Source organism: Buchnera aphidicola (Cinara cuneomaculata) (assembly GCF_900698865.1).
GTDB lineage: Bacteria > Pseudomonadota > Gammaproteobacteria > Enterobacterales > Enterobacteriaceae > Buchnera_F > Buchnera_F aphidicola_AA.
The window spans coordinates 338,810-360,762 of the sequence record NZ_LR217695.1 but is presented as its reverse complement, the minus strand read 5'-3'; the positions used below and the strand labels follow the sequence as shown (position 1 = coordinate 360,762).

The window sequence follows — 21,953 nt, the reverse complement described above, 5'->3', positions numbered from 1 at the left end:
AAATAATAATTTATATCTTTATTCATTTTGATATGGATAAACTGACGTATTTTTACCTATATACAGTTTTATATTGATATTTTATATTGTATTGTCTATAATGTGATTTATCAAGAATATATACTTTTCGCGCTCTTAGCTCAACTTGGATAGAGCAACAGCCTTCTAAGCTGTAGGTTACAGGTTCAATTCCTGTAGAGCGCACAAAAATTTAATTAATTTTTTAAATTTATATTTAATTTCTTGATTATATCTTGATGTATTTTTTGAATAGAGTTATTAGAGTTTATTTCAAAATATTTAATTGAATTTGTTAATGTTTCTCTTTTAAACCATTGGATTAAAGGTTTAGTAAATATTTCATATTCTTTTATTCTTGTGCTAATTATTTTTTTATTATCATCTTTTCTTTTAGTTAAAATTTCTCCAGTTAAATCATCTAAATTTTTTTTTTTGGGTGGATTTAGTATTTTGTGGTAGGTTCTACCTGATGGTTCGTGTATTAATCTTCCTTCAATTCTATTCAGAATGTTTGTTAATTTAATTTTTAAATATATTATAAATTTTATTTTTATATCTTTATTTAAAAATTCTGCTTGTTCAATTGTTCTAGGAAAACCATCCAGTATAAATCCATTTAAATAAATTTTTTCTTGAATTTTTTTTTTTATTAATTTTATAATAAAAGAATTATTTACCAATTTTCCTTTATTTATTGTTTTTTTTATATATTTTTTATTTTGTTTGTTATTTTTAATTTCTTGACGTAATATTTCTCCAGCAGAAATAAAAGGTATACAAAAATATTGGGATAATAATTGTGTTTGTGTTCCTTTTCCACTTCCAGGCGCTCCGAGTATAATAATACGTGTCATAAAAAATTTTTCCTTAAAAATTATTTAATTCTTCACAGATGATATTGACTATTTCTTTGCTTTAATTTGTTATAGTGTAAGTAAATTATTAATTCTATTAATAAAGACATGAGGATTATCTAAGCTACCTTTTTCAGCTAATATAGCTTGTTCAAGTAATAATTCAATCCAATTAGAAAATTCTTGTTCATCTTTTACTGTTTTTATTTTTTCAACTAAAGGATGTTTTGGATTAATTTCTAATATATATTTTATTTTAGGTACAGGTTGTCCTGCTGCACTAAATATTTTTGCCATTTGAGTACTCATATCAGCGGAATCCGTTAACACTATTGCTGGTGTATTTTTTAATCGATATGTTATACGGGCATCTTTAATTTTATTTTTTAATATTTTTTTTATTTTTATAATAAAATTATTTAATTCATTATCAGTATCATTATTTTTTGTTGAAACTAATTTTTCAAGAGAATCATCCGATTTGCTGACCGATTGAAATTTTATATTATTAAATTCAGTTAGATAATTCATCATCCATTCGTCAATTCTATCCGATAGTAATAATACATCAATTTTTTTATCTTTAAATATTTCTAAGTGTGGGCTATTTAAAGCAGATTTGTAACTATCAGAAGTAATAAAATATATTTTTTTTTGTCCGTCAATCATTTGATGAATATAGTTTTTTAGAGATAAATTTTGTTCTTTATTTTGAGTGCTGATGGATGAAAATCTTAATAGATTAGAAATTATTTTTTGATTTTCGGAATCTTCAGCTATACCTTCTTTTATAACTAATCCAAATATATTCCAAAATTTTTGGTATTTTTTATTATTATCTGTAGCTAATTTATTTAACATATTTAAAATACGTTTAGTTAATGTTTTACGTAAAATATGGGTTATTGCGCTATCTTGTAATATTTCTCTCGAAATATTTAGAGGTAAATCTTGAGAATCTATAATACCTTTAACAAAACGCAAATAATTTGGTAAAAATTGTGTTGCTTCATCCATAATAAAGACATGTTTTACATATAATTTTAATCCGTGTTTATTTTCACGATGCCACATATCCCATGTTGCTTTTTTAGGAATATATAATAAATTAATGTATTCTTGGTTACCTTCAACTTTATTATGACTCCAAATTAAGGGGTTTTCGGTATCATTAGTAATATATTTATAAAATTTTTGATATGATTCTTTTGTAATATTATTTTTATTTTGAGTCCATAAAGCTTGTGCTTCATTAATTTTTTCCCAAGAAATTGTTTTGGTTTTTTCGTCATAATTTTCAATTTCAATAGGTATCGAAATATGATCAGAATATTTTTTTATAATTTGTTTAATTTTCCAAGTTTCTAAAAATTCTTGTTCTGATGATTTAAGTGATAAGACAATTTTTGTACCATATTCTTTCATTGAAACTGTTTCTATAGAATATTCTCCTTGTCCGTTCGATATCCATAATGTACCAGAATCTGTAGTATTTGATGCATGTTTTGTGTATACAGAAACTGTTTCAGAAACAATAAAAGATGAATAAAATCCTACTCCGAATTGACCAATAAATTCATTTTTTTCTTTATTTTTTATATTTTTAATTTGATTTAAAAAAGATTTTGTCCCAGACTTTGCTATTGTACCTAAGTTTTTTATGACTTCTTCAGGACTCATCCCGATACCATTATCAGAAATAATAATTTTTTTTTCTGTTTTATTAATAGAAATTTGTATTTTTGGAATGTATGAATTTTTTATATATTTTTCTGGATTATATAATTTTTCAAATCTTATTTTTTCTATTGCATCAGATGAATTTGATATCAGCTCTCTTAAAAAAATTTCTTTATTGGAGTACAATGAATGAATCATGAGATGTAATAATTCTTTTACTTCTGATTTAAATATATGAGTTTTTTTATTATTATTATTCATTTTAAATCCTATTGTATTTTATAATATATATGTATTAAAAATAATATTTTATTATATAGTATAACTGATTTTTAAAGGTTAAAAATTATTTTATTTATTATTTGGTTGTAAAAAATTAGAGTTTATTGACATTTTTTTTTGTTGTAATTTTGAAATTTTTGTAACGGCATCATTAACTGCTGCAACAATTAAATCTTGTAGTAATAATTTATTGTTTTCATTCCATAATTCATCATTTATTATAATAGATTTGCATATATAATTTCCATTCATAACTACAGATACTAAATCAATTCCTGATTTTCCAGTAATACTAGTAGTAGTGATATCTTTTTGTATTTTTTCGATGTTTTGTTGAATTTTTTTAGCTTGTTTCATTATTTCATTGATTTTTTCATTGGTAAACATATTTTTTTTCATTACATTGAATTTTTGTTAAGGTTTATTTTAATAAATATTTTAATTAAATATTATGTTTATCTATTATATATTGATAAATTTGAAATAATATTATTTCTATACCAATTTTAGGATTTGGAGCATATCTTATATATTTTTCTCCTTGAATAAGAATTTTACAATAGATCTGTATGTCTTTAAATAAAATTTTTTTAGATAAAGTATAAATGATTTTATCATATTCAGATAATTTATCTGTTAAATATTTTTTTTGAGATGAAGCAATCTTTACTATAGATAAATGATGAAAAAAAGTAATTAGTGATAGTACGATATTATTATATTGTATCCCTTGTTGTTCTGCATCATCTATTATTTTTAATGTATCGTCAATATTATTTGTAATAATATTTTTTGCTAATAATAATATCTTTTTTTTACCGAATGTTCCTAATAATTGATTAATAGTTTTTTTTTTTATTAATTTATTGTTATTTGAACACATTATTAATTCAAGAGTATTAATAGCATCTCTAATACTACCTTGAGCAGAATTAGAAATGAGATCTAATATTTCTTTATTAATATGAATATTTTCTTTTTTTAATTTATCATTCAAATAATTAGATATATGTTTATTAGTAATAGCGGATAAATGTATATGAAGACAACGAGAAATGATTGTATTTGGTATTTTTTTAACATGTGTTGTCGCTAAAATGAATTTTATATATTTAGGTGGTTCTTCTAGAATTTTTAATAATGCATTAAAGCTATTTTTAGATAGCATATGTATTTCATCAATTAAATAAATTTTAAATCTTCCGGTTATAGGAGGATATTTGGTAGAATCTAGTATGGTTTTAATATCTTCTACTTTTGTTTTAGATGCAGCATCTAGTTCTATAACATCTAAAAAATTTCCTTTTTCTATTGAAATACAATTTTTACAAATTCGACATGGTTGAGATGTAATTCCATTGTTACAATTTAAACTTTTAGCTAATATTCTAGCTATAGTTGTTTTTCCTACTCCATGCATACCAGAAAATAACCATGATTGATGAATTCGTTGTAAATCTAAACTATTTTTCAAGATATTGATTATATATTTATGTCCTATTATTTGATTAAAACTTTGTGGGCGCCATTTATTAGATAAAATTTGGTATTTCATTTTTCTCCGTAGAATAAAATATGTATTTAAAAATTTATATATTAATATCTAAATTTTTCTTGACTTATATAATAAATTAATATTTAATGGTTATTAACTATTATTACTTATATTATTTTGTATTATATTTTAATAATCTGTTAGAGGTTATAATAACGCTATCTATTTAAATAACTGGTCAGGTCTGGAAAGAAGCAGCCAAATTAAATAATATAGGTGTTATTAGATCTCTAGCAGATTTTAAAAATATTTTTTATGCTATATATACTCTCGTTTATAGAGAGTTGTTATTATTTTGATAAGTATACATAGTATGATATAATCCTTTTTTCTGTAATAATTGATTGTGATTTCCTTTTTCAACTATTTTTCCATGATCTAATACTATGATAAGATCGGAATCTATTATAGTAGATAATCTATGTGCAATAATTATTACTGTAGATTTTTTTCGAATAGAAGATAATATTTTTTGTATTTTTTGTTCAGATTCTGAATCTATACTAGCGGTTGCTTCATCAAAAATTAATATTTTAGGATTAGATACTAATATACGAGCTATACCAATTAGTTGTTTTTGTCCTTGTGAAAGATTATTACCGCCTTGTCCTAATATCGACATATATCCATTAGGGAGTGTGTCAATTAATTCTTTTAGTTGACTTTGATGTAGTGCTTGAATAACTTTTTCGCGTGTTATATTTCGATTTAAAGATACATTTTTGATTAAATTATCATATAAGATAGTCGGATCTTGCTGGACAATAGAAATATTTTTTCGTAATGTTTCGTTAGAAAGTGAATTAATTGGTTTATCATCTATATACAGAATTCCGCTTGTAGTTGGATAATGTCCTAAAATTAAGTTAGATAATGTGGTTTTACCACTTCCTGTTTTACCTACTAATGCTATACAACTTTTATCTGGTATATTAATATTTATATTTTTTAATATAGTTTTTTTTGTATTAGGATAGGAAAAACATATATTATGTAATTTTATTTTACCGCTTTTTAATGGATCAGTATATTTTCCGTATATCTGTATGGGTGAATCAATGAATCGGAAAATTCTTTCTGATGAAACGATAGCTTGTTGTAATAAAGATTGTTGGTTTGCAATAACAACGATCGGTTCGTTTAGATATCGTAAATAATTTATAAAAGTATGCAAAATGCTAATTTTTATAATTTCAGTGGGAAATAATTTTATTATTAATATAATAACAGATAAAATAATTGAAGATATTAAATTTAATAATGGTCGGAGTAGTAATCCATCTATTTTCAACATTTTCATGTTATTTGAATAATTAATATTATTAATAATTTTAATTTTTTTAATAAAATTTTTTTCTTGATTAAATTGTTGAATAATTGCTATTCCATTAATAATTTCACTAATAGTGTTGTTTAATTTTGATAATGAGTATTTTATTTTTTTGATGATTGGTTTACTATAATATTGATGAGTGGTAATTATTATAATAATTATTGGTACTATTATAGAACTAATCAATGCCATACGCCATTCTAAAATAAACATTGTAGTTAGAATGATACTAAATAGTATAAAACTTTTTATAAATGACGATACAATTACCTCATAAAATTCTTTTATTGACTCCGTATCGCTAGTTATTTTAGTAACTATAGAACTGATTGGTTTTTGGTCAAATATTTTCATGGGTTGTTTTAATGCAATTTCAACCATTTTAATTCTTAATTCTTGAACAATATCAGTAGATATTTTACTAAAATATATACTATAAAGATAGTTAAATAATGATGATAATAGTTGTAATGTTATAAAATAAATTGTTAGAAATATTATTGATTCTATTTTAACTATTCTATTTTTTAAAATATTATTAATAAAATTACTTAATATAATTGGACTAGAAATTTCTGTTATTGTAGATAAGAAAATTAATGTACATGAAAATAGTAATAAATGTTTTTTTTTGGAATAATAAGATAATAATCTTTTTATTATCTTCCATGAAGAGTACTGCTTTTCTTCCATTCTGTTGTTCCTGTATAAGGGAAAATATCATATAAAAAATTGTTTTATTTAAATTTTTGATAATTATACATTTTAGAATACCAATTTTTTGTAGATAGTAATTTTTTATGTGAACCTTCATGTAAAATAGTACCATTTTTTAAAACAATAATATTATCAAATTGTTCTAATATTGATAGTCTATGTGTAGATACTATAGTGGTTAATTTATTTTTTTGTGTATATTTATGAATATTTTTAATAATTTTATATTCTGTATCGTGATCTACTGATGATAATGGATCATCTAATATAAAAATTTTTGATGGCGCTAAAAAAGCTCTAGCAATTGTAATACGTTGTTTTTGACCTCCTGATAATTTTATACCTTTTTCTCCAATTTGAGTATAGTATCCATGTGGTAATTTTTTTATATCATCATGAACACAAGCAAGTTTAGCTGCATATTTAACTTCTTGAATAGAAGCATTATTTTTTCCAAATGCAATGTTATTAAATATACTATCAGAAAATAAAAATGGTGTTTGACTTACAACAGATATAATTTTACGCCAATTTTTTAGAGATATATCTTTTATATTATAGTTATGATATCGGATATATCCCTTTGATAAAATAAAATGTTGTTGAATTAATCGAATTAAAGTAGTTTTTCCGGATCCTGTAGGACCGCAAATTCCTAAAGTTGTGCAATGAGGTATATATAATTTTATATTATACAACGAATTATTTTTTCTGTCAGGAAAGGAAAAATTTTTTATATTTATAGTTAAATTTTGTAATAAATTTATATTAAAAATATTTGATTGAATATTTTGTTGTTTATTATATGAAATTATTTTTTTTATTCTTTTCCAAGAAACATTTCCTCTTTCTAATATATTGAACATCCAAGCAAACGCTAATATTGGCCAAATCATAGATCCTAAGTATAAAATAAAACTAGTTAATTGTCCGAATGTTAATTGATTTTTTGTAATTAAAAAACTGCCTCCTAATATTGCAAATAAATTAGATAATGCCACTGAAATATGAATAATCGGATCTAATTGAGCATCTAGTTTTGATACTTGAAAATCTTGTTTACCGACATTATGAGCTACGGTAGAAAATTTTTTTATTTCTGTTTCTTCTAATCCAAAATTTCGTATCATATGGATATTACTGAGACTATCTTGGGCTTGATTATTTAAAAAAGAAAAATATTTTTGTGATTGTTGAAAATTTATATATAGTAATTTTCCATATCTTTTGATCATAATAGCCATTACTGGCATAGGAATTAAAGAAAAAAAAGATAATTTCCAATTAGTTTGTATACACATCATTACAATTACAGAACATCCTACAACAAAGGAGTCAATAATAGTGAGTATTCCTTCTCCGGCAGCAAATACAATTCTATCAATATCATTTGTTGCTCGAGATATAAGATCACCGTTTCTATATTTTGAATAAAATAATGCATCCTGTTGTAGCAAAGCAGAACAAAATTTTTCTCGTAATTGAGATGTTAGTTGATTTGATGCACCAAATAATAAAATTCTCCAAAAATATCGTAATGTATACACAACAATAGATATTAATACGACTTGTAATATTTTTAATATTATATCTTGATTAGAAGAATGATAATTTAAAATTAAATCTATTGTATTTCCTATTATTTTAGATGGTAATAATTGTAATATTGTCATTATAGAGAGTAATATTAATGCTCCCGTATATCTTTTCCATTCTTGTATAAAGTACCATTTCAATTCTTTAAATAATTCCACATATTTACCTTATTTTTTATATATTGATGAGATGTTTAAAAACTATCATGGATATTTATTTATCCATAGCGAAATATAAATAATGTTTTTCTAATTTAGTTAGATAAATTTTTTCATTATGATTTTATTTAGTAGAGATTATTTTTCATTAGAATTATATATGATTTTAGATTTTTTATATAAATTTTGTAAAATAGTATTAATAATTTTTATTTTCATGTATTCTTTAGCTTGTTTTATGATAATTTTTTTTTCAATGGTATTGAATTTTTTAAAAAATTCATTCGTTAGTATTATTAATGTATCGTTTTTTCTAAAATCACGTAACAAAAAATATATAAAATTATTTTTTTTTGGTTTAGGTAATTGTTTAATAATTTTAATTATTTCTTTGTTTTTTTGATAAGATAATGTGTTGTTTTGATTAATATATATGTGATTTTTTTTTAAAAAATTTTTTTTGTTATTATTATTAGTTAATAAAAATTTTTTTATTAATAAAGAATTTTTTTCTTGTGTCGTTTTTAGTATTAAATTTTTTAAAAATTCTTGATAAATTATTTGTTTTTGTTGAATATTTGATATTTTTTTAGAATTAATTTGTATTAAATAAATATGATTATTTATATTTTTATATATTTTTATAGGTGATGTTTGATTATGAATTTCTTTATAAGAAAAATTTTTTTTTATATATTTATTAAATGCTTTAGAATGAGAATATTTAATTAAGTTTTTATATATCATCGGTTTAGTTATGTATATTTTTAATACTTTTTGAGAACATAATTTTTTTAATTTTAAATGGTGATTTTTTAATAAAAAATTAAGATTATTTTTTTTTATTATATTTTTAAAAAATATATTATTAAATTTTATTATTTTTTTAATATAATTTTTAATTATTTCTGATTTTGTAGTATTTATATATTTTATATCATTTAATTTAAATATAAAAAAATTATTTTTATATAAAATTATTTTAGAATAGTCGCCAATTTTTTTTAAGTGGCAATTTTTAATAAAATGAGGTATGTTTTTTTTTTTTATCCATCCTAAATTTATAAAATTAAATTTTTTTTTATTTTTTTTTAAGATTATATTATTAATTTTTTTATTATCTTGATTTTTTTTAATTTTATGTATTAATGTATGTGCTATTTTTAGGTCATTTGTTTGTATGCATGTATAATGATATTTTTTTTTTATTTGATTTAAATATAAATTTGTATGATATTTAAGATTTTTTTTAGTAGTTTTTTTTTTTAAATGTATTATCTTTATTTCATAAAATTCAGGATTATAAAATTTATCTTTATTTAAATACAAAGATCGTTTGATTGTAGATATACTATTTTTTTTTATAAGATCTGTAAGATGAATTTTAAAATTAGTAATTTGTATATTTTTTCTATCTATTATTTTTTTTAATTTTTTGTTTATATCTGATTTTAGTATAATCATTGATTTTAATAAAATTTTAATAAAATATTGTACTGCAATTTTTTTTTTTAATGCATCAACATATTTATTATTTGAATACATTATGGAATTAATAAATTTTAAATATTTTGTATAATCAAAAGAATTATTTGTTTGAAAATATTTTGAAGACATGATTATTTTTATTGCATGTTTTTTTAATATATGTAAGTCGATTTTATCGACATATTGCTTTAGAAGCGATTCATTAATTAATTTTATAATTGTTTGTTTGAAAATATATTGAGAATATTCTTGTTTCTGAATATGATGTGATAATATATTTTTAATATTTTTATCATTAATGTGTTTGTTTATATAGTAATTTAGTTTTAATATTTCAGGATAAATTTTTTCTTTATTAATTTCTAAAATAGGTAATTGATTATTACGTATAAATAAATTTGACATGCTACCTAATATTGTAGAAGATATGATCCCAATTGTAATGATTATTAAAATTTTTTTCTTATAAAAATGTTGTAACAAGGACATTGTTGTATAGACCTTTTTGGAATATTATTTAATTATTTAGGATATTTTTATATTTAAAAATTGATTAATAACTAGCAAAAAAAAATAAAATTTGCTAGTTGTGTTATGTATAATGAAAATTATTCAATTTTTTCACATTTTTTTATTTATCTATGTTACTGACATAAGGATTTTTCTCTAAAGCTAATGTGAGGATATCTTGAATGTGCTTAATTGGATATATATTTAAACCAGATAAAATATTTTTCGGAATTTTTGATAATTCTCTTTTATTTCCAAAAGGTATCAATACTGTTTTTACTCCTCCACGATGGGCAGCTATTAACTTTTCTTTTAATCCGCCAATATTTAATACTTGTCCTCGTAAAGTAATTTCTCCTGTCATTGCAATATTTGATTTAACTGGATTATTCGTTAAACACGAGGCTATAGCGGTACACATTGTTATTCCGGCACTCGGTCCATCTTTAGGAGTTGCACCTTCCGGTACATGTATATGAATATCGATTGTATTATAAAAATCTTGTTTAATACATAATTTATGCGCTTGTGCTCGTATAACGGTTAAAGCTGTTTGTATGGACTCTTTCATTATTTTTCCAAGTGATCCGGTATATATTAATTTTCCTTTACCCGGTACACTAGTACATTCAATAGTTAATAAATCTCCGCCCATTTCTGTCCAAGCTAATCCAGTTACTTGTCCTATTTGATTATTTTTACTTATTTTTCCATACGCATATTTCTTAATACCTAAATAATTTTTTAAATTTTTTTTATCTATAATAATTTTATTGCAATTTTTATTTAATAAAATTTTTTTTACAGTTTTTCTACAAATTTTTGATATTGTTCTTTCTAAAGATCTTACACCTGATTCTCGTGTGTAATATCTAATAATATCTATTAATGCACTATCATTAATAGATAATTCTGTTTTTTTTAGAGCATTTTCTTTCATTTGTTTTGGTTGTAAATATTTTTTGGCGATATTTATTTTTTCTTCTTCAGTATATCCTGATAATCGTATAACTTCCATACGATCTAATAAAGGAGTAGGTATGTTCATTGAATTAGAAGTAGCGATAAACATAACTTCTGATAAATCATAATCTATTTCTAAATAATGATCATTAAATGAATTATTTTGTTCAGGATCTAATACTTCTAACAAAGCAGCGGCTGGATCTATTCGTATATCAAATGCCATTTTATCAATTTCATCCAATAAAAATAAAGGATTTTTTACACCTGACTTAGTTATTTGTTGCATTAATTTTCCGGGCATAGATCCAATATATGTTCTTCTATGTCCTCGAATTTCTGCTTCATCTCTAATACCCCCTAAAGCCATACGAACATATTTTCTTCCTGTTGCTCGAGCAATAGATTTTCCTAATGAAGTTTTTCCGATACCTGGTGGACCTACTAAACAAAGAATTGGTCCTTTAATTTTTTTTGTTCGGTGTTGTACGGCTAAATATTCTAAAATATGTTCTTTTACTTCGTTTAAACCAAAATGATCGATATTTAATATCTTATGAGCAGTTTTAAGATTTTTTTTCGTTTTGCTTTTTTTATGCCATGGTATTTGTATCATCCATTCAACGTAGTTTCTTACAACTGTTGCTTCTGCTGACATGGGTGACATCATTTGTAATTTTTTTAATTCTGTTCGTGTTTTTATATCTGCTTCTTTTGGCATTTTAGCTAAATTTATTTTATTTTTTAATTTTTTATTCTCATCAATAGAATTTTCAGGATATCCTAGTTCTTTTTGAATAGCTTTCATTTGTTCAGTTAGAAAATATTCTCTTTGATTTTTTTCTGTTTGTTTTTTAATTCTATTTCTAATTCTTTTTTCTACTTTCAATAAATCTATTTCAGATTTCATAATGCTAATTAAAAATTCTAAACGTTTACTAGTATGAGACATTTCTAATAAAGATTGTTTATCTTGTATTTTTAACGGCATGTGATGTGATAAAATATCACTTAATTTTTCTATATTATTGGTTTTTTTTAGTATTTTTACTATATCTGGAGACATTTTTTTATTTATATTAATATATTTTTTAAATTGATTAATTGTTAAATTAATTAATACTTTTTTTTCTTTTTCTTTTATATTAATAGATTTAATGTAATTAATTTGTGCAATATAACAAGTATCATTTTTTTTTATATTTTTTATTTTTGCTCGTTTTTTTCCTTCAATTAATATTTTTATTGTTCCATCCGGTAAATGTAAAATTTGTAAAATTTTTGCTACTGTACCGATAGCAAATAAATCACTTTTTTTTGGATTTTTTATTGTTGCTTTTTTTTGTGTAATTAGTAGTATTTTTTTATCATGTTGCATTGAAAATTCTATACATTTTATTGAATTTTTGCGACCGATAAATAAAGGAGTCACCATATATGGATAAATTACAATATCTCGTAAAGGTAGTATTGGAATATTAATATTTTCAGAATACCCAGAATTCATATATATTTCTCTCTGTTAGTATTGATATATAAACATAATGTTTATAGTTGTATATTTTAATTAAGATGTTTATAAATAGAGTTTATGTTTATTTTTATATTTTTTCTGATAAATCGTTATTTTATTTATATTTTTTTTTCTAAAAAAAATAATTTAGGTGAACTTTTTCCTTGAATAACTGATGCATCAATATAAATACTTTTTATATTTTTTAAAGTAGGTGCTTTATACATTATTTTTAATAAAGAATATTCTAGAATAGAGCGTAATCCTCTAGCTCCAGTTTTTTTTCTTATTGCTTTTTTAGCAATTTCTATTACAGCAGAATTATCAAATTTTAATTTAATATTATCGAATAAAAATAACTGTTTATACTGTTTAATTAAAGCGTTTTTTGGTTTCTTTAATATTTTTATTAAATCGTCTTGCGTTAAATCATGGAGTTTTACTATTATTGGTAATCTTCCAATAAATTCAGGTATTAATCCGTATTTAATAAGATCTTGTGTATGTACAGTTTTATTACTTAAGTTATGATGATTTTTAATAAAAACATTTTTTTTTTTATTTTTATAAAATCCAATATTAGATTTATTATAAATACGATTTGATATAATATTTTTTAAACCAAAAAATGATCCTCCACAAATAAATAAAATTTTAGAAGTATCAATTTTCCAGGTTTCTTGTTGTGGATGTCTTCTACCGCCAGTAATAGGTACAGAAGCCACTGTTCCTTCAAGAATTTTTAACAAAGCTTGTTGTACACCTTCTCCGGATACATCACGAGTTATTGAAACATTTGCTGTTTTTTTTGTAATTTTATCAATTTCATCAATATATATAATTCCTCTTTCTGCTTGCTTAATGTCATAGTTACTATTTTCTATTAATCTTCTTAAAATATTTTCGACATCCTCCCCTACATAACCTGCTTCTGTTAGAGTTGTAGCGTCTGAAATAGAAAAAGGTACTTTTAAATATTTTGCTAATGTTTCTGCAATTAGAGTTTTACCTGTTCCTGTAGGTCCAATTAATAAAATATTACTTTTTTCTATGTGTACTGTATTTTTATCTACTAAAGAATTTAATTTTTTATAGTGATTATATACAGCGACAGAAATTATTTTTTTAGCTTTTTTTTGGCCTATGATAAATTTATCTAAATATTTTTTTATAGTTTTTGGTGTAGGTAAAGGAATGATTGATTTATTTGTATTTAAATTTTTTTTATTTAAAATATCATAACATAGTAAAACACATTGGTCACAAATATGTCCTGATGGTCCACTAATAATTTTTGTTACTTCATTTTCTTTTTTTTTGCAAAATGAACAAAATATATGATTTTGACTATTAACAGTATTATCCATATTTTTCTCTATAATCATTTATTATTTAATTTTTATATAAATTTCATTATCTATTTTTTAAAATAAAATCGATAAGACCATATTTAATAGCTTCTTGTGGAGAAAAAAAATAATCACGCTCTATATCTTGTGTTATTTTTTCAATAGATTGTTGTGTATGATAAGATAATAAATTATTTATTATTTTTTTTATTTTTTTTATTTCTTTAGCATGTATTATAATATCTGATGCTTGTCCTTGAAATCCACCCAGAGGTTGGTGCAGCATAATTCTAGCATGAGGTAAACAAAATCGTTTTCCTTTTTTTCCTGCGCATAATAGTATAGCGGCCATTGAACAAGCTTGACCTAAACATATTGTATTTATATCCGGTTTAACAAATTGCATGGTATCATAAATTGAGAGACCGGATGTTATTATTCCTCCAGGAGAATTAATATATAAAAAAATATCTTTTTTTTTATTTTCTGATTCTAAAAATAATATTTGCGATATAATAATACTAGCAAGATGATCGTTGATTGCGCCAGTTATAAAAATTATTCTATCTTTTAATAATCGTGAAAAAATATCATAAGAACGTTCACCTTGATAACTTTTATCAATTACAAAAGGTATTAAGGAATTATCATATCTTATATTATTATTGTTATTAATCAAGGTCATATTTTATTCCTATTTTTAAAATAGTGATTTGTATTGTTGATTTATTAGTATGGCATTATATATATTTTGTAGATACTTAACGAAGTATTTTATAGACAATGATTATTATTTATTTTAAATAATTTTTTTATATTTTTATTAGTATTTTATTATTTAATATATATAGATAGATATTTATTTTTGAGGTATAGAAGTATGACATTTTTAAATACACATTTTATATTATTAATTTAATTATCCAGATTACAGTATGATTATATCTCTAATATAACAAATAAAATATAATAATAATTATATTTTTTATATCTTCAGTGTATATAAATGATTTATTCATTTTTAATAAACATGATTTTTATTGACGTGAATATAATTATTATTTGATATATTGCATTTAATTATGAATTTAATTGAATATTTTTTTATAATATACACATGGTGTTAATATTAACGATTTATTTTTTATTCTATTCCATTGATATACATCATATGTTTTTAATTGTATAGCATATATTTTTTTAGGAATGTAGTTAAAAAATAATTTATAAATTATATTATGTTGCTGAAATAAGGATAAATTATTAAATTCGTATGCAGATATAATGATGCTAAAATGTTTGTTTTTACAGTTATTATTGTGATGTAGATGACTAGTATCAGTTATTTTTAAATAATAAATATTTAATTTTGATGTTATTTTTTTTTCAATGATATTTTTCATAATTAGCTGATATGTATAAGTAATATGTTATATTATTATTAGTTATAATAATATATATTATATTAAACATTTTAAATATTAAATTAATAATTTTTTTAATATAAAATAATTTTTTTTATTTTATAAGTATGGTACTTTTATGAAATAAATTTTCAGATATTTATATTATAAATTATTTTTTTGAATATTATGAAGTTTAGATGATAAATGAGAGTTTTAAATATAGATAAATATATATTTATTTTTAATATACAATATAATTGTGATCGTTGTCAATTTAGAATCGATAAATAATATTGCTATTATTTATCTGGATTAAATTAATAAATATTTGTTTTTTATTATTCATAAAAAATTTTTAATGCTAAATGTTAAGAATATTTTTATATTTTTAATATATTTTATAATTTTTTTATAAAAAAGAATTATAACAATATGAATATATAGCTTTATATAGGTATTAAGATAATGAAATTATTCAAGAAACCACATATCTTTAAAATTTTAATAATTTTTTTTGTTTTTTCGATTTCATTGCTTATTTTTTATATTAGTAAAAATATATATGTTCGTTCTTACGGATATATTTCACATACTGAATTTAAATTAGTTTTATTAGTTTTTCGCGTTATGTTGCTCGTGGTGTTACCAGTACTTTTTTTAATAATATTTATTGCATATATTTATCGTGATTCAAATAATTTATCAGATTATATGCCTAATTGGAATCACTCATATTTATTGGAAGCAATATGTTGGTTAGTTCCTATTATAATAATATTTTATTTAGCGCATTTATCATGGACTACTACTCATAAATTAGATCCAAAGAAATCTTTAAAAGTTAACATTAATAAACCGATTGTTATTGAAGTAATTTCTTTAAATTGGCGTTGGTTGTTTATTTATCCGTACTATAAAATAGCTACTATTAACGAAATATCGTTTCCTAAAAATATTCCTATACATTTAAATATTACTTCACATTCTATAATGAATTCTTTCTTTATACCTCATTTAGGTAGCCAAATTTATACTATGGCAGGAATGAAAACAGAATTAAATTTAATAGCAAATAATAGTGGTTGTTATAAAGGTATTTCATCTAATTATAGTGGTTATGGTTTTTCTAATATGAAATTTAATGTTTGTGTTTATGAAAATATGTATGATTTTTATACATGGATAGAACATGTAAAATTAAAAAACAATTTTTTATTATTTAAAAAACAATTTTTAGATTTATCGCGTCATACTAAACAACATAATATACAATATTTTTCATATGTTGATCCTTTATTGTTTTATAAAATTAAAGGTATGTTTAATAACATATATAAAAAATAATTACTTTATTTATATAAATAAAAATGAATTATCTAATTGTATATTTTATTTATTAAAGGTAAATAAGAATGTTTGGAAAATTAACTATTAATGCAATACCATTTCATGATCCGATAATTATGATTACATATATTGTAATTATATTATTTTCTTTAACGCTCGGTGTGTATATTACGTATTTAAAAAAGTGGAATTATTTATGGCGTAATTGGTTTACATCTGTAGATCATAAAAAAATTGCTGTTATGTATTTCATACTATCATTTGTTATGTTTTTACGGGGGTTTTCTGATGCTGTAATAATGCGATTACAACAGTTTTTTTCATCTTTACCTGGCGGGCATATCAATATTTTACCAGCAAATCATTATGATCAAGTATTTACAGCTCATGGTGTCATTATGATTTTTTTTGTAGCTATGCCTCTAGTGATTGGTTTAATGAATTTTGTTATTCCTTTACAAATTGGAGCAAGAGATTTGGCGTTTCCTTTATTAAATAATTTAAGTTTTTGGTTAACTGCTAGTTCAGTTTTTTTAATGATGCTATCTTTGGGAATCGGTGAATTTGCTGCAACTGGTTGGTTAGGATATCCTCCATTATCAGGAATTCAGTATAGTCCAGGAGTAGGTGTAGATTATTGGATTTGGATTTTACAGATATCAGGTTTAGGTACGATTTTAACTGCTATTAATTTTATAGTAACTATTATTAATTTTCGTGCTCCAGGTATGACGATGTTTAAGATGCCTGTTTTTACTTGGACAGCATTATGTACTAACATTCTTATATTAATATCTTTTCCTGTTTTATTTATTACGTTAGTATTTTTATCTTTAGATAGGTATTTAGGTTTTCATTTTTTCACTAATGATCTAGGTGGAAACATGATGTTATATATCAATTTAATTTGGATATGGGGACATCCTGAAGTTTATATATTAATATTACCAATATTTGGTATTTTTTCAGAAATAGTATCTACATTTTCTAGAAAAGCATTATTTGGATATATTTCTTTAATATGGGCTACTATTGTTATTACGATATTATCTTTTCTTGTATGGTTACATCATTTTTTTACAATGGGTGCTGGAGCAGATGTAAATTCTTTTTTTAGTATTACTACTATGATAATTGCTATTCCGACTGGTGTAAAAATATTCAACTGGTTATTTACAATGTATCGTGGTCGTATTGTTTTTCATTCCGCTATGTTATGGACTATTGGTTTTTTAGTTAGTTTCACGGTAGGTGGTATGGCAGGTGTATTGTTATCCATACCTTCAATAGACTTTGTTTTTCATAATAGTTTATTTTTAGTGGCTCATTTTCACAATGTAATTATTGGTGGTGTAGTTTTTGGCTGTTTTGCAGGTATAACTTATTGGTTTCCTAAGATTTTTGGTTTTAAATTGAATGAATATTGGGGTAAAGTTGCATTTTTATTATGGATTAATGGCTTTTTTATAGCTTTTATTCCGCTATATATATTAGGATGTATGGGTATGACTCGTAGATTAAGTCAAAATATTGATGTCGAATATCATAATCTTTTAACGGTAGCTGCTATTGGTAGTATTATAATTTTTTTAGGTATTGTAGCTCAATTAATACAATTGTTTATATCAATTAAAAATCGACATTCTGATGAATATAGAGATGATAGTGGAGATCCTTGGAATGGTAGAACATTAGAATGGTCTATTTTATCTCCTCCACCTGTATATAATTTTGCAGTTATACCGTTAATAAAAAAAATAGATAATTTTTGGTATGAAAAAATAAATAAAAATATTGGTATAGGTAATCATTTTGAATCTATTCATATGCCTAATAATACGTCTACAGGTATTATTATTAGTGTGTTAACTACAATATTTGGTTTTTCAATGATATGGCATATTTGGTGGTTAGTTTTTTTATCATTAATTGGAATTTTTTTTATTATTTTAATTAAATCTCTTAAAGTAGATAATGGATATATTATTTCAAAAAATAGAATTTACGAAATAGAAAACAAATATAAATCTACTAATAAAAAAAATAATCATAAATAAAATATGAATGTCATATAGGGATATATCGTGAACATAAAAAAAAAATATATTTCGTATTCTTCGTTAGAAAATAAAAATATTTTTGGTATTTGGGTTTATTTAATGAGTGATTGTATTATTTTTGCAATATTATTTGTGGTACATATCATTATGTCACGACATGGATACGATAATTTTTTACAAGAAAATCATTTATTTTCATGGTTTATAATTTTTTTAGAAACATTAATTTTATTATTTAGTGCTTTATCATGTAGTTTAGTTAAATATTTTTTACATAAACATTCTAAAAAATATATGTTAATTTTTTTATTAATTACATTTTTTTTAGGAAGTATTTTTTTATCGTTAGAATATTTTGAATGGTTACATATGTTTAATAAAGGATTTTATCCTACAGTAAACGGTTATCTTTCATCTTTTTTTACTGTTTTAGCAATACATGGATTACATATTATTTTTGGATTATTGTGGATATTAATCTTAATAATTCAAATTTTAATTTTTGATTTTAAGAATTTTGTTAATGTATCTGTTATTTGTTTTTGTTTATTTTGGCATTTTATAGACATAATATGGATGATATTATTAATGTGTATATATTTTAAATAATAAATTGAATTATTTTGATATGAGTGGAGTACTAATAATGTTGATAATAAAAAAAAATATTTTTATTGAAATTATCAAAATTTTTATGAAAAAAAAATTTTTTATTGGTTTTTATATTTCTATATTTTTTATATTTTTATATTTTTTTATATTATCACATAATTTATTTTTTTTTATTGAATACAAATGGATTTTTTGGTTATTAATAAGTATACAAATTTTTTTATATTTTAAATATTTTATAGATATTTCTTTTTCTAAAAAAAATTTTTTTATTATATCATCACTGATATTTACGGGTGTTATTATTAGTATTATTACTATAGGATCTTTATGGATTTTCGATCATTTAAATCATTAATATTAAATTTTTTTTTTGTTTTAAAAAAAAAAAATATAATAAATAAATTAGAGTTAATTAAACCTGGAATTATTATAGGAAACATAATTAGTTTATCAGGAGGATTTTTTTTAGCATCTCGCGGATATTTATTAAAATTGCTATTTATGAAAGTCATATTAGGTATGACGTTTATCATTGCAGCATCATGTATTTTAAATAATATTATTGATAGAAATTTAGATAAAACTATGCTTCGAACTAAGAATAGAATTTTATGTAATTATAAAAGTAATACATTAATATATATACTATTTTTATTTGCTATTTTGTGTATTTTTTTAGGCTTGTATATATTTTATAAATATATAAATTTTATATCTATGATTCTATCATTAACCGGAATATTTTTTTATGTGATTCTTTATTCATTTTTTTTTAAAAAAAAATCATGTTATTCTATATTCGTAGGTAGCGTGTCGGGTTCTATACCACCTATTATTGGATATATTTCTGTACATAAAGCATTAAATGGGTGTTGTTTGATTTTATTCTTTATATTTATTTTTTGGCAAATAGTTCATTCTTATTCTATTATTATTTATCGATATACAGATTATAAACAGGCAAATATACCAAATTTTGTTACAAAATATAATCGAAAATATACTAATATATTTATGTCTGTGTGCATTGTTAGTATGTTTATACTTAATTTATTATTATATTATTTTCATTATGTGCGTTTTTTTTATTTTTTATCTACAAGTTTTTTTATTTTTATGTGGTTTTTATTTTCTATTATTAAAAATATTTTTTTTTATTCTTATGAACAATGGTCTCGAATTATGTTTTTTATATCTATTTTTATAATATTTTTAATTAGTTTAATATTATCAATAAATTTTTATAAATATAGTTTTTAAAAACAATTATTATTCCTAGGAATTCCAGATATTTGACTAGCATATTTCATAAATCCATTTGGAAACAGGATAAATAAATCTTGACTAGTCAAAGATATATTTTGTTTTTTCATATATTTTAAGAATATTCTTGTTGATGGTGTAAAATTATATTTTTTATAAAAATTTCTCATACAAAAAATAATTTTCCAATGTTTTTTATTTAAAGTAATATTAAGTTTTTTCGCAATATATTTAGCAGATTGTATATTCCAATTATTCATTTTTTTATTTTTATAAAAAATTATATTAAATATTTTTTATTAATTATAAATATAATAAATTATATTTATAATTAATATTTTTATATATTTTATATTAAATATATTTATTCAGATTATATTATTTAAATTATATAATACCATTATTTTTGTCAATTTAATTATTTGTTTAAATATTATTGATTTTATTACATTTATATTTTTAATATTTTATAAGAGTATTTTATAAATTTTTATATTTAACATTAATTAAATAAAATTATTTTTTTTAATAATTTTATCTAATACTCCGTTTATAAATTTATGACTTTTTTGTGATCCAAATATTTTTGCTAATTCTATACCTTCATTAATGATTACTCTGTACGGAACATCTAACCGTTGTGTAATTTCATGAGAAGATAGTCTTAGTATAGCTTTTTCAATAGGATCGATTCGTTTATTTTTATTAGATATATATGGGTAAATTATGTTATCTAAATAACGGACATTTTTAATGACGCCTGTAAAAATTTCATGAAAATATTTTTCATCTAATAAATGTTTTTTATTTTGTTGGATTACATATTTTTCAATTTCTGAGATAATAATATTTTTTGATATTTGCCAAGCATATATAGCTTGAATTGCTAATTCTCGCGCTTTTCTTCTCTGTATGGGAATCATAATATTATACCTATTATATTATTAAATATACTTAATATTTTTTATAAATATTTTTGAATATCTATTATTGTTAATATAATAATAATTATATTAATCTTTAATTTTTGAATAAATTAATTATTATACCAATATTTTATTTTTAAACATTGTTATTCAATGATTTTATTTTATAAAATAAAATCATTTTTTTACCATAAAATAGTTGTTAATAATTATTTATATGTTATAATAATTAAAATTGATAGCGGGGTGGAGCAGTCAGGTAGCTCGTCGGGCTCATAACCCGAAGGTCGTTGGTTCAAATCCAATTCCCGCAATTA

At 21.6% G+C, this 21,953-nt stretch carries 18 protein-coding genes, 2 tRNA genes and 1 other RNA gene; 8 read left to right on the top strand and 13 right to left on the bottom strand.

Annotated features, from left to right (window positions below):
- The first annotated feature begins 129 nt into the window (after window positions 1-129).
- Window positions 130-204, top strand: a tRNA-Arg gene (locus tag APCICUMA2628_RS01575).
- Window positions 205-215: 11 nt separating this feature from the next.
- Here APCICUMA2628_RS01575 and APCICUMA2628_RS01570 read toward each other — a convergent pair.
- From APCICUMA2628_RS01570 to dnaX, 4 genes are all read right to left on the bottom strand, one after another.
- Entirely contained in the window at window positions 216-875 is a 660-nt protein-coding gene (locus APCICUMA2628_RS01570; RefSeq protein WP_154027604.1) for an adenylate kinase family protein, read from the bottom strand.
- Between the two features lie 69 nt (window positions 876-944).
- Window positions 945-2,816, bottom strand: a complete 1,872-nt coding sequence (htpG, locus tag APCICUMA2628_RS01565) for a molecular chaperone HtpG (RefSeq protein WP_154027602.1) — start codon at window positions 2,814-2,816, stop codon at window positions 945-947.
- Window positions 2,817-2,906: 90 nt separating this feature from the next.
- Window positions 2,907-3,236, bottom strand: a complete 330-nt coding sequence (locus tag APCICUMA2628_RS01560) for a YbaB/EbfC family nucleoid-associated protein (protein ID WP_197730074.1) — start codon at window positions 3,234-3,236, stop codon at window positions 2,907-2,909.
- A 43-nt stretch (window positions 3,237-3,279) separates the two neighbouring features.
- The gene (gene dnaX / locus APCICUMA2628_RS01555) at window positions 3,280-4,392 is read right to left on the bottom strand and encodes a DNA polymerase III subunit gamma/tau (protein WP_154027598.1); all 1,113 of its coding nucleotides are present in this window, start codon (window positions 4,390-4,392) and stop codon (window positions 3,280-3,282) included.
- Window positions 4,393-4,533: 141 nt separating this feature from the next.
- Here dnaX and ffs point away from each other — a divergent pair.
- Window positions 4,534-4,628: signal recognition particle sRNA small type (ffs, locus tag APCICUMA2628_RS01550), an RNA gene on the top strand.
- A gap of 38 nt (window positions 4,629-4,666) precedes the next feature.
- Here ffs and APCICUMA2628_RS01545 read toward each other — a convergent pair.
- The 7 genes from APCICUMA2628_RS01545 to APCICUMA2628_RS01515 all read right to left on the bottom strand — a co-directional run bounded on the left by APCICUMA2628_RS01545 (window position 4,667) and on the right by APCICUMA2628_RS01515 (window position 15,422).
- On the bottom strand, window positions 4,667-6,418 hold the full coding sequence (locus APCICUMA2628_RS01545; protein ID WP_154027596.1) for an ABC transporter transmembrane domain-containing protein: 1,752 nt from the start codon (window positions 6,416-6,418) through the stop codon (window positions 4,667-4,669).
- 44 nt (window positions 6,419-6,462) lie between these two features.
- On the bottom strand, window positions 6,463-8,196 hold the full coding sequence (locus tag APCICUMA2628_RS01540) for an ABC transporter transmembrane domain-containing protein (protein ID WP_154027594.1): 1,734 nt from the start codon (window positions 8,194-8,196) through the stop codon (window positions 6,463-6,465).
- 138 nt (window positions 8,197-8,334) lie between these two features.
- A complete protein-coding gene (locus APCICUMA2628_RS01535; RefSeq protein WP_154027592.1) occupies window positions 8,335-10,173 on the bottom strand; it encodes a SurA N-terminal domain-containing protein in 1,839 nt (612 codons plus the stop codon).
- Between the two features lie 142 nt (window positions 10,174-10,315).
- Entirely contained in the window at window positions 10,316-12,664 is a 2,349-nt protein-coding gene (gene lon / locus APCICUMA2628_RS01530) for an endopeptidase La (RefSeq protein ID WP_154027590.1), read from the bottom strand.
- Between the two features lie 125 nt (window positions 12,665-12,789).
- On the bottom strand, window positions 12,790-14,037 hold the full coding sequence (gene clpX / locus APCICUMA2628_RS01525; protein WP_154027588.1) for an ATP-dependent Clp protease ATP-binding subunit ClpX: 1,248 nt from the start codon (window positions 14,035-14,037) through the stop codon (window positions 12,790-12,792).
- Between the two features lie 46 nt (window positions 14,038-14,083).
- On the bottom strand, window positions 14,084-14,704 hold the full coding sequence (locus tag APCICUMA2628_RS01520) for an ATP-dependent Clp protease proteolytic subunit (protein WP_154027586.1): 621 nt from the start codon (window positions 14,702-14,704) through the stop codon (window positions 14,084-14,086).
- A 403-nt stretch (window positions 14,705-15,107) separates the two neighbouring features.
- Window positions 15,108-15,422 carry a BolA family protein gene (locus tag APCICUMA2628_RS01515; protein WP_154027584.1) on the bottom strand — a complete coding sequence of 105 codons (315 nt, stop codon included), beginning with the start codon at window positions 15,420-15,422 and terminating at the stop codon, window positions 15,108-15,110.
- A gap of 468 nt (window positions 15,423-15,890) precedes the next feature.
- Between APCICUMA2628_RS01515 and cyoA the strand changes: the two genes are divergently transcribed.
- The 5 genes from cyoA (at window position 15,891) to APCICUMA2628_RS01490 (ending at window position 20,707) form a co-directional block, all read left to right on the top strand.
- A complete protein-coding gene (gene cyoA, locus APCICUMA2628_RS01510) occupies window positions 15,891-16,769 on the top strand; it encodes a ubiquinol oxidase subunit II (RefSeq protein WP_154027582.1) in 879 nt (292 codons plus the stop codon).
- Between the two features lie 68 nt (window positions 16,770-16,837).
- On the top strand, window positions 16,838-18,829 hold the full coding sequence (gene cyoB / locus APCICUMA2628_RS01505; RefSeq protein ID WP_154027580.1) for a cytochrome o ubiquinol oxidase subunit I: 1,992 nt from the start codon (window positions 16,838-16,840) through the stop codon (window positions 18,827-18,829).
- A gap of 27 nt (window positions 18,830-18,856) precedes the next feature.
- Entirely contained in the window at window positions 18,857-19,441 is a 585-nt protein-coding gene (locus APCICUMA2628_RS01500; RefSeq protein ID WP_154027578.1) for a cytochrome c oxidase subunit 3, read from the top strand.
- A 37-nt stretch (window positions 19,442-19,478) separates the two neighbouring features.
- Window positions 19,479-19,802 carry a cytochrome o ubiquinol oxidase subunit IV gene (locus tag APCICUMA2628_RS01495; RefSeq protein ID WP_154027576.1) on the top strand — a complete coding sequence of 108 codons (324 nt, stop codon included), beginning with the start codon at window positions 19,479-19,481 and terminating at the stop codon, window positions 19,800-19,802.
- Complete coding sequence (locus APCICUMA2628_RS01490; RefSeq protein WP_154027574.1) at window positions 19,775-20,707, top strand: protoheme IX farnesyltransferase; 933 nt, start codon at window positions 19,775-19,777, stop codon at window positions 20,705-20,707. Before APCICUMA2628_RS01495 ends, APCICUMA2628_RS01490 begins: the two co-directional genes overlap by 28 nt.
- On the opposite strand, the gene APCICUMA2628_RS01485 is transcribed toward APCICUMA2628_RS01490, so the two are convergent.
- Together APCICUMA2628_RS01485 and nusB are read right to left on the bottom strand one after the other, a co-directional pair.
- Window positions 20,704-20,970 (bottom strand): TusE/DsrC/DsvC family sulfur relay protein, encoded by a 267-nt coding sequence (locus APCICUMA2628_RS01485; RefSeq protein WP_154027572.1) that lies wholly within the window; start codon window positions 20,968-20,970, stop codon window positions 20,704-20,706. The genes APCICUMA2628_RS01490 and APCICUMA2628_RS01485 overlap by 4 nt on opposite strands.
- A gap of 246 nt (window positions 20,971-21,216) precedes the next feature.
- Complete coding sequence (nusB, locus tag APCICUMA2628_RS01480) at window positions 21,217-21,633, bottom strand: transcription antitermination factor NusB (protein WP_154027570.1); 417 nt, start codon at window positions 21,631-21,633, stop codon at window positions 21,217-21,219.
- A gap of 243 nt (window positions 21,634-21,876) precedes the next feature.
- Here nusB and APCICUMA2628_RS01475 point away from each other — a divergent pair.
- A tRNA-Met gene (locus APCICUMA2628_RS01475) sits at window positions 21,877-21,950 on the top strand.
- The last annotated feature ends 3 nt before the right edge of the window (window positions 21,951-21,953 follow it).

What these genes read in the sequence shown, in the direction of transcription:
- APCICUMA2628_RS01520 (WP_154027586.1), bottom strand. Translation starts at nt 14,704, where the DNA reads ATGACCTTGATTAATAACAATAATAATATAAGATATGATAATTCCTTA.
- cyoB (WP_154027580.1), top strand. Translation starts at nt 16,838, where the DNA reads ATGTTTGGAAAATTAACTATTAATGCAATACCATTTCATGATCCGATA.
- APCICUMA2628_RS01545 (WP_154027596.1), bottom strand. Translation starts at nt 6,418, where the DNA reads ATGGAAGAAAAGCAGTACTCTTCATGGAAGATAATAAAAAGATTATTA.
- cyoA (WP_154027582.1), top strand. Translation starts at nt 15,891, where the DNA reads ATGAAATTATTCAAGAAACCACATATCTTTAAAATTTTAATAATTTTT.
- APCICUMA2628_RS01570 (WP_154027604.1), bottom strand. Translation starts at nt 875, where the DNA reads ATGACACGTATTATTATACTCGGAGCGCCTGGAAGTGGAAAAGGAACA.
- APCICUMA2628_RS01495 (WP_154027576.1), top strand. Translation starts at nt 19,479, where the DNA reads ATGTTGATAATAAAAAAAAATATTTTTATTGAAATTATCAAAATTTTT.
- APCICUMA2628_RS01490 (WP_154027574.1), top strand. Translation starts at nt 19,775, where the DNA reads ATGGATTTTCGATCATTTAAATCATTAATATTAAATTTTTTTTTTGTT.
- clpX (WP_154027588.1), bottom strand. Translation starts at nt 14,037, where the DNA reads ATGGATAATACTGTTAATAGTCAAAATCATATATTTTGTTCATTTTGC.
- nusB (WP_154027570.1), bottom strand. Translation starts at nt 21,633, where the DNA reads ATGATTCCCATACAGAGAAGAAAAGCGCGAGAATTAGCAATTCAAGCT.
- htpG (WP_154027602.1), bottom strand. Translation starts at nt 2,816, where the DNA reads ATGAATAATAATAATAAAAAAACTCATATATTTAAATCAGAAGTAAAA.
- APCICUMA2628_RS01485 (WP_154027572.1), bottom strand. Translation starts at nt 20,970, where the DNA reads ATGAATAATTGGAATATACAATCTGCTAAATATATTGCGAAAAAACTT.
- APCICUMA2628_RS01535 (WP_154027592.1), bottom strand. Translation starts at nt 10,173, where the DNA reads ATGTCCTTGTTACAACATTTTTATAAGAAAAAAATTTTAATAATCATT.
- APCICUMA2628_RS01560 (WP_197730074.1), bottom strand. Translation starts at nt 3,236, where the DNA reads ATGAAAAAAAATATGTTTACCAATGAAAAAATCAATGAAATAATGAAA.
- dnaX (WP_154027598.1), bottom strand. Translation starts at nt 4,392, where the DNA reads ATGAAATACCAAATTTTATCTAATAAATGGCGCCCACAAAGTTTTAAT.
- APCICUMA2628_RS01515 (WP_154027584.1), bottom strand. Translation starts at nt 15,422, where the DNA reads ATGAAAAATATCATTGAAAAAAAAATAACATCAAAATTAAATATTTAT.
- lon (WP_154027590.1), bottom strand. Translation starts at nt 12,664, where the DNA reads ATGAATTCTGGGTATTCTGAAAATATTAATATTCCAATACTACCTTTA.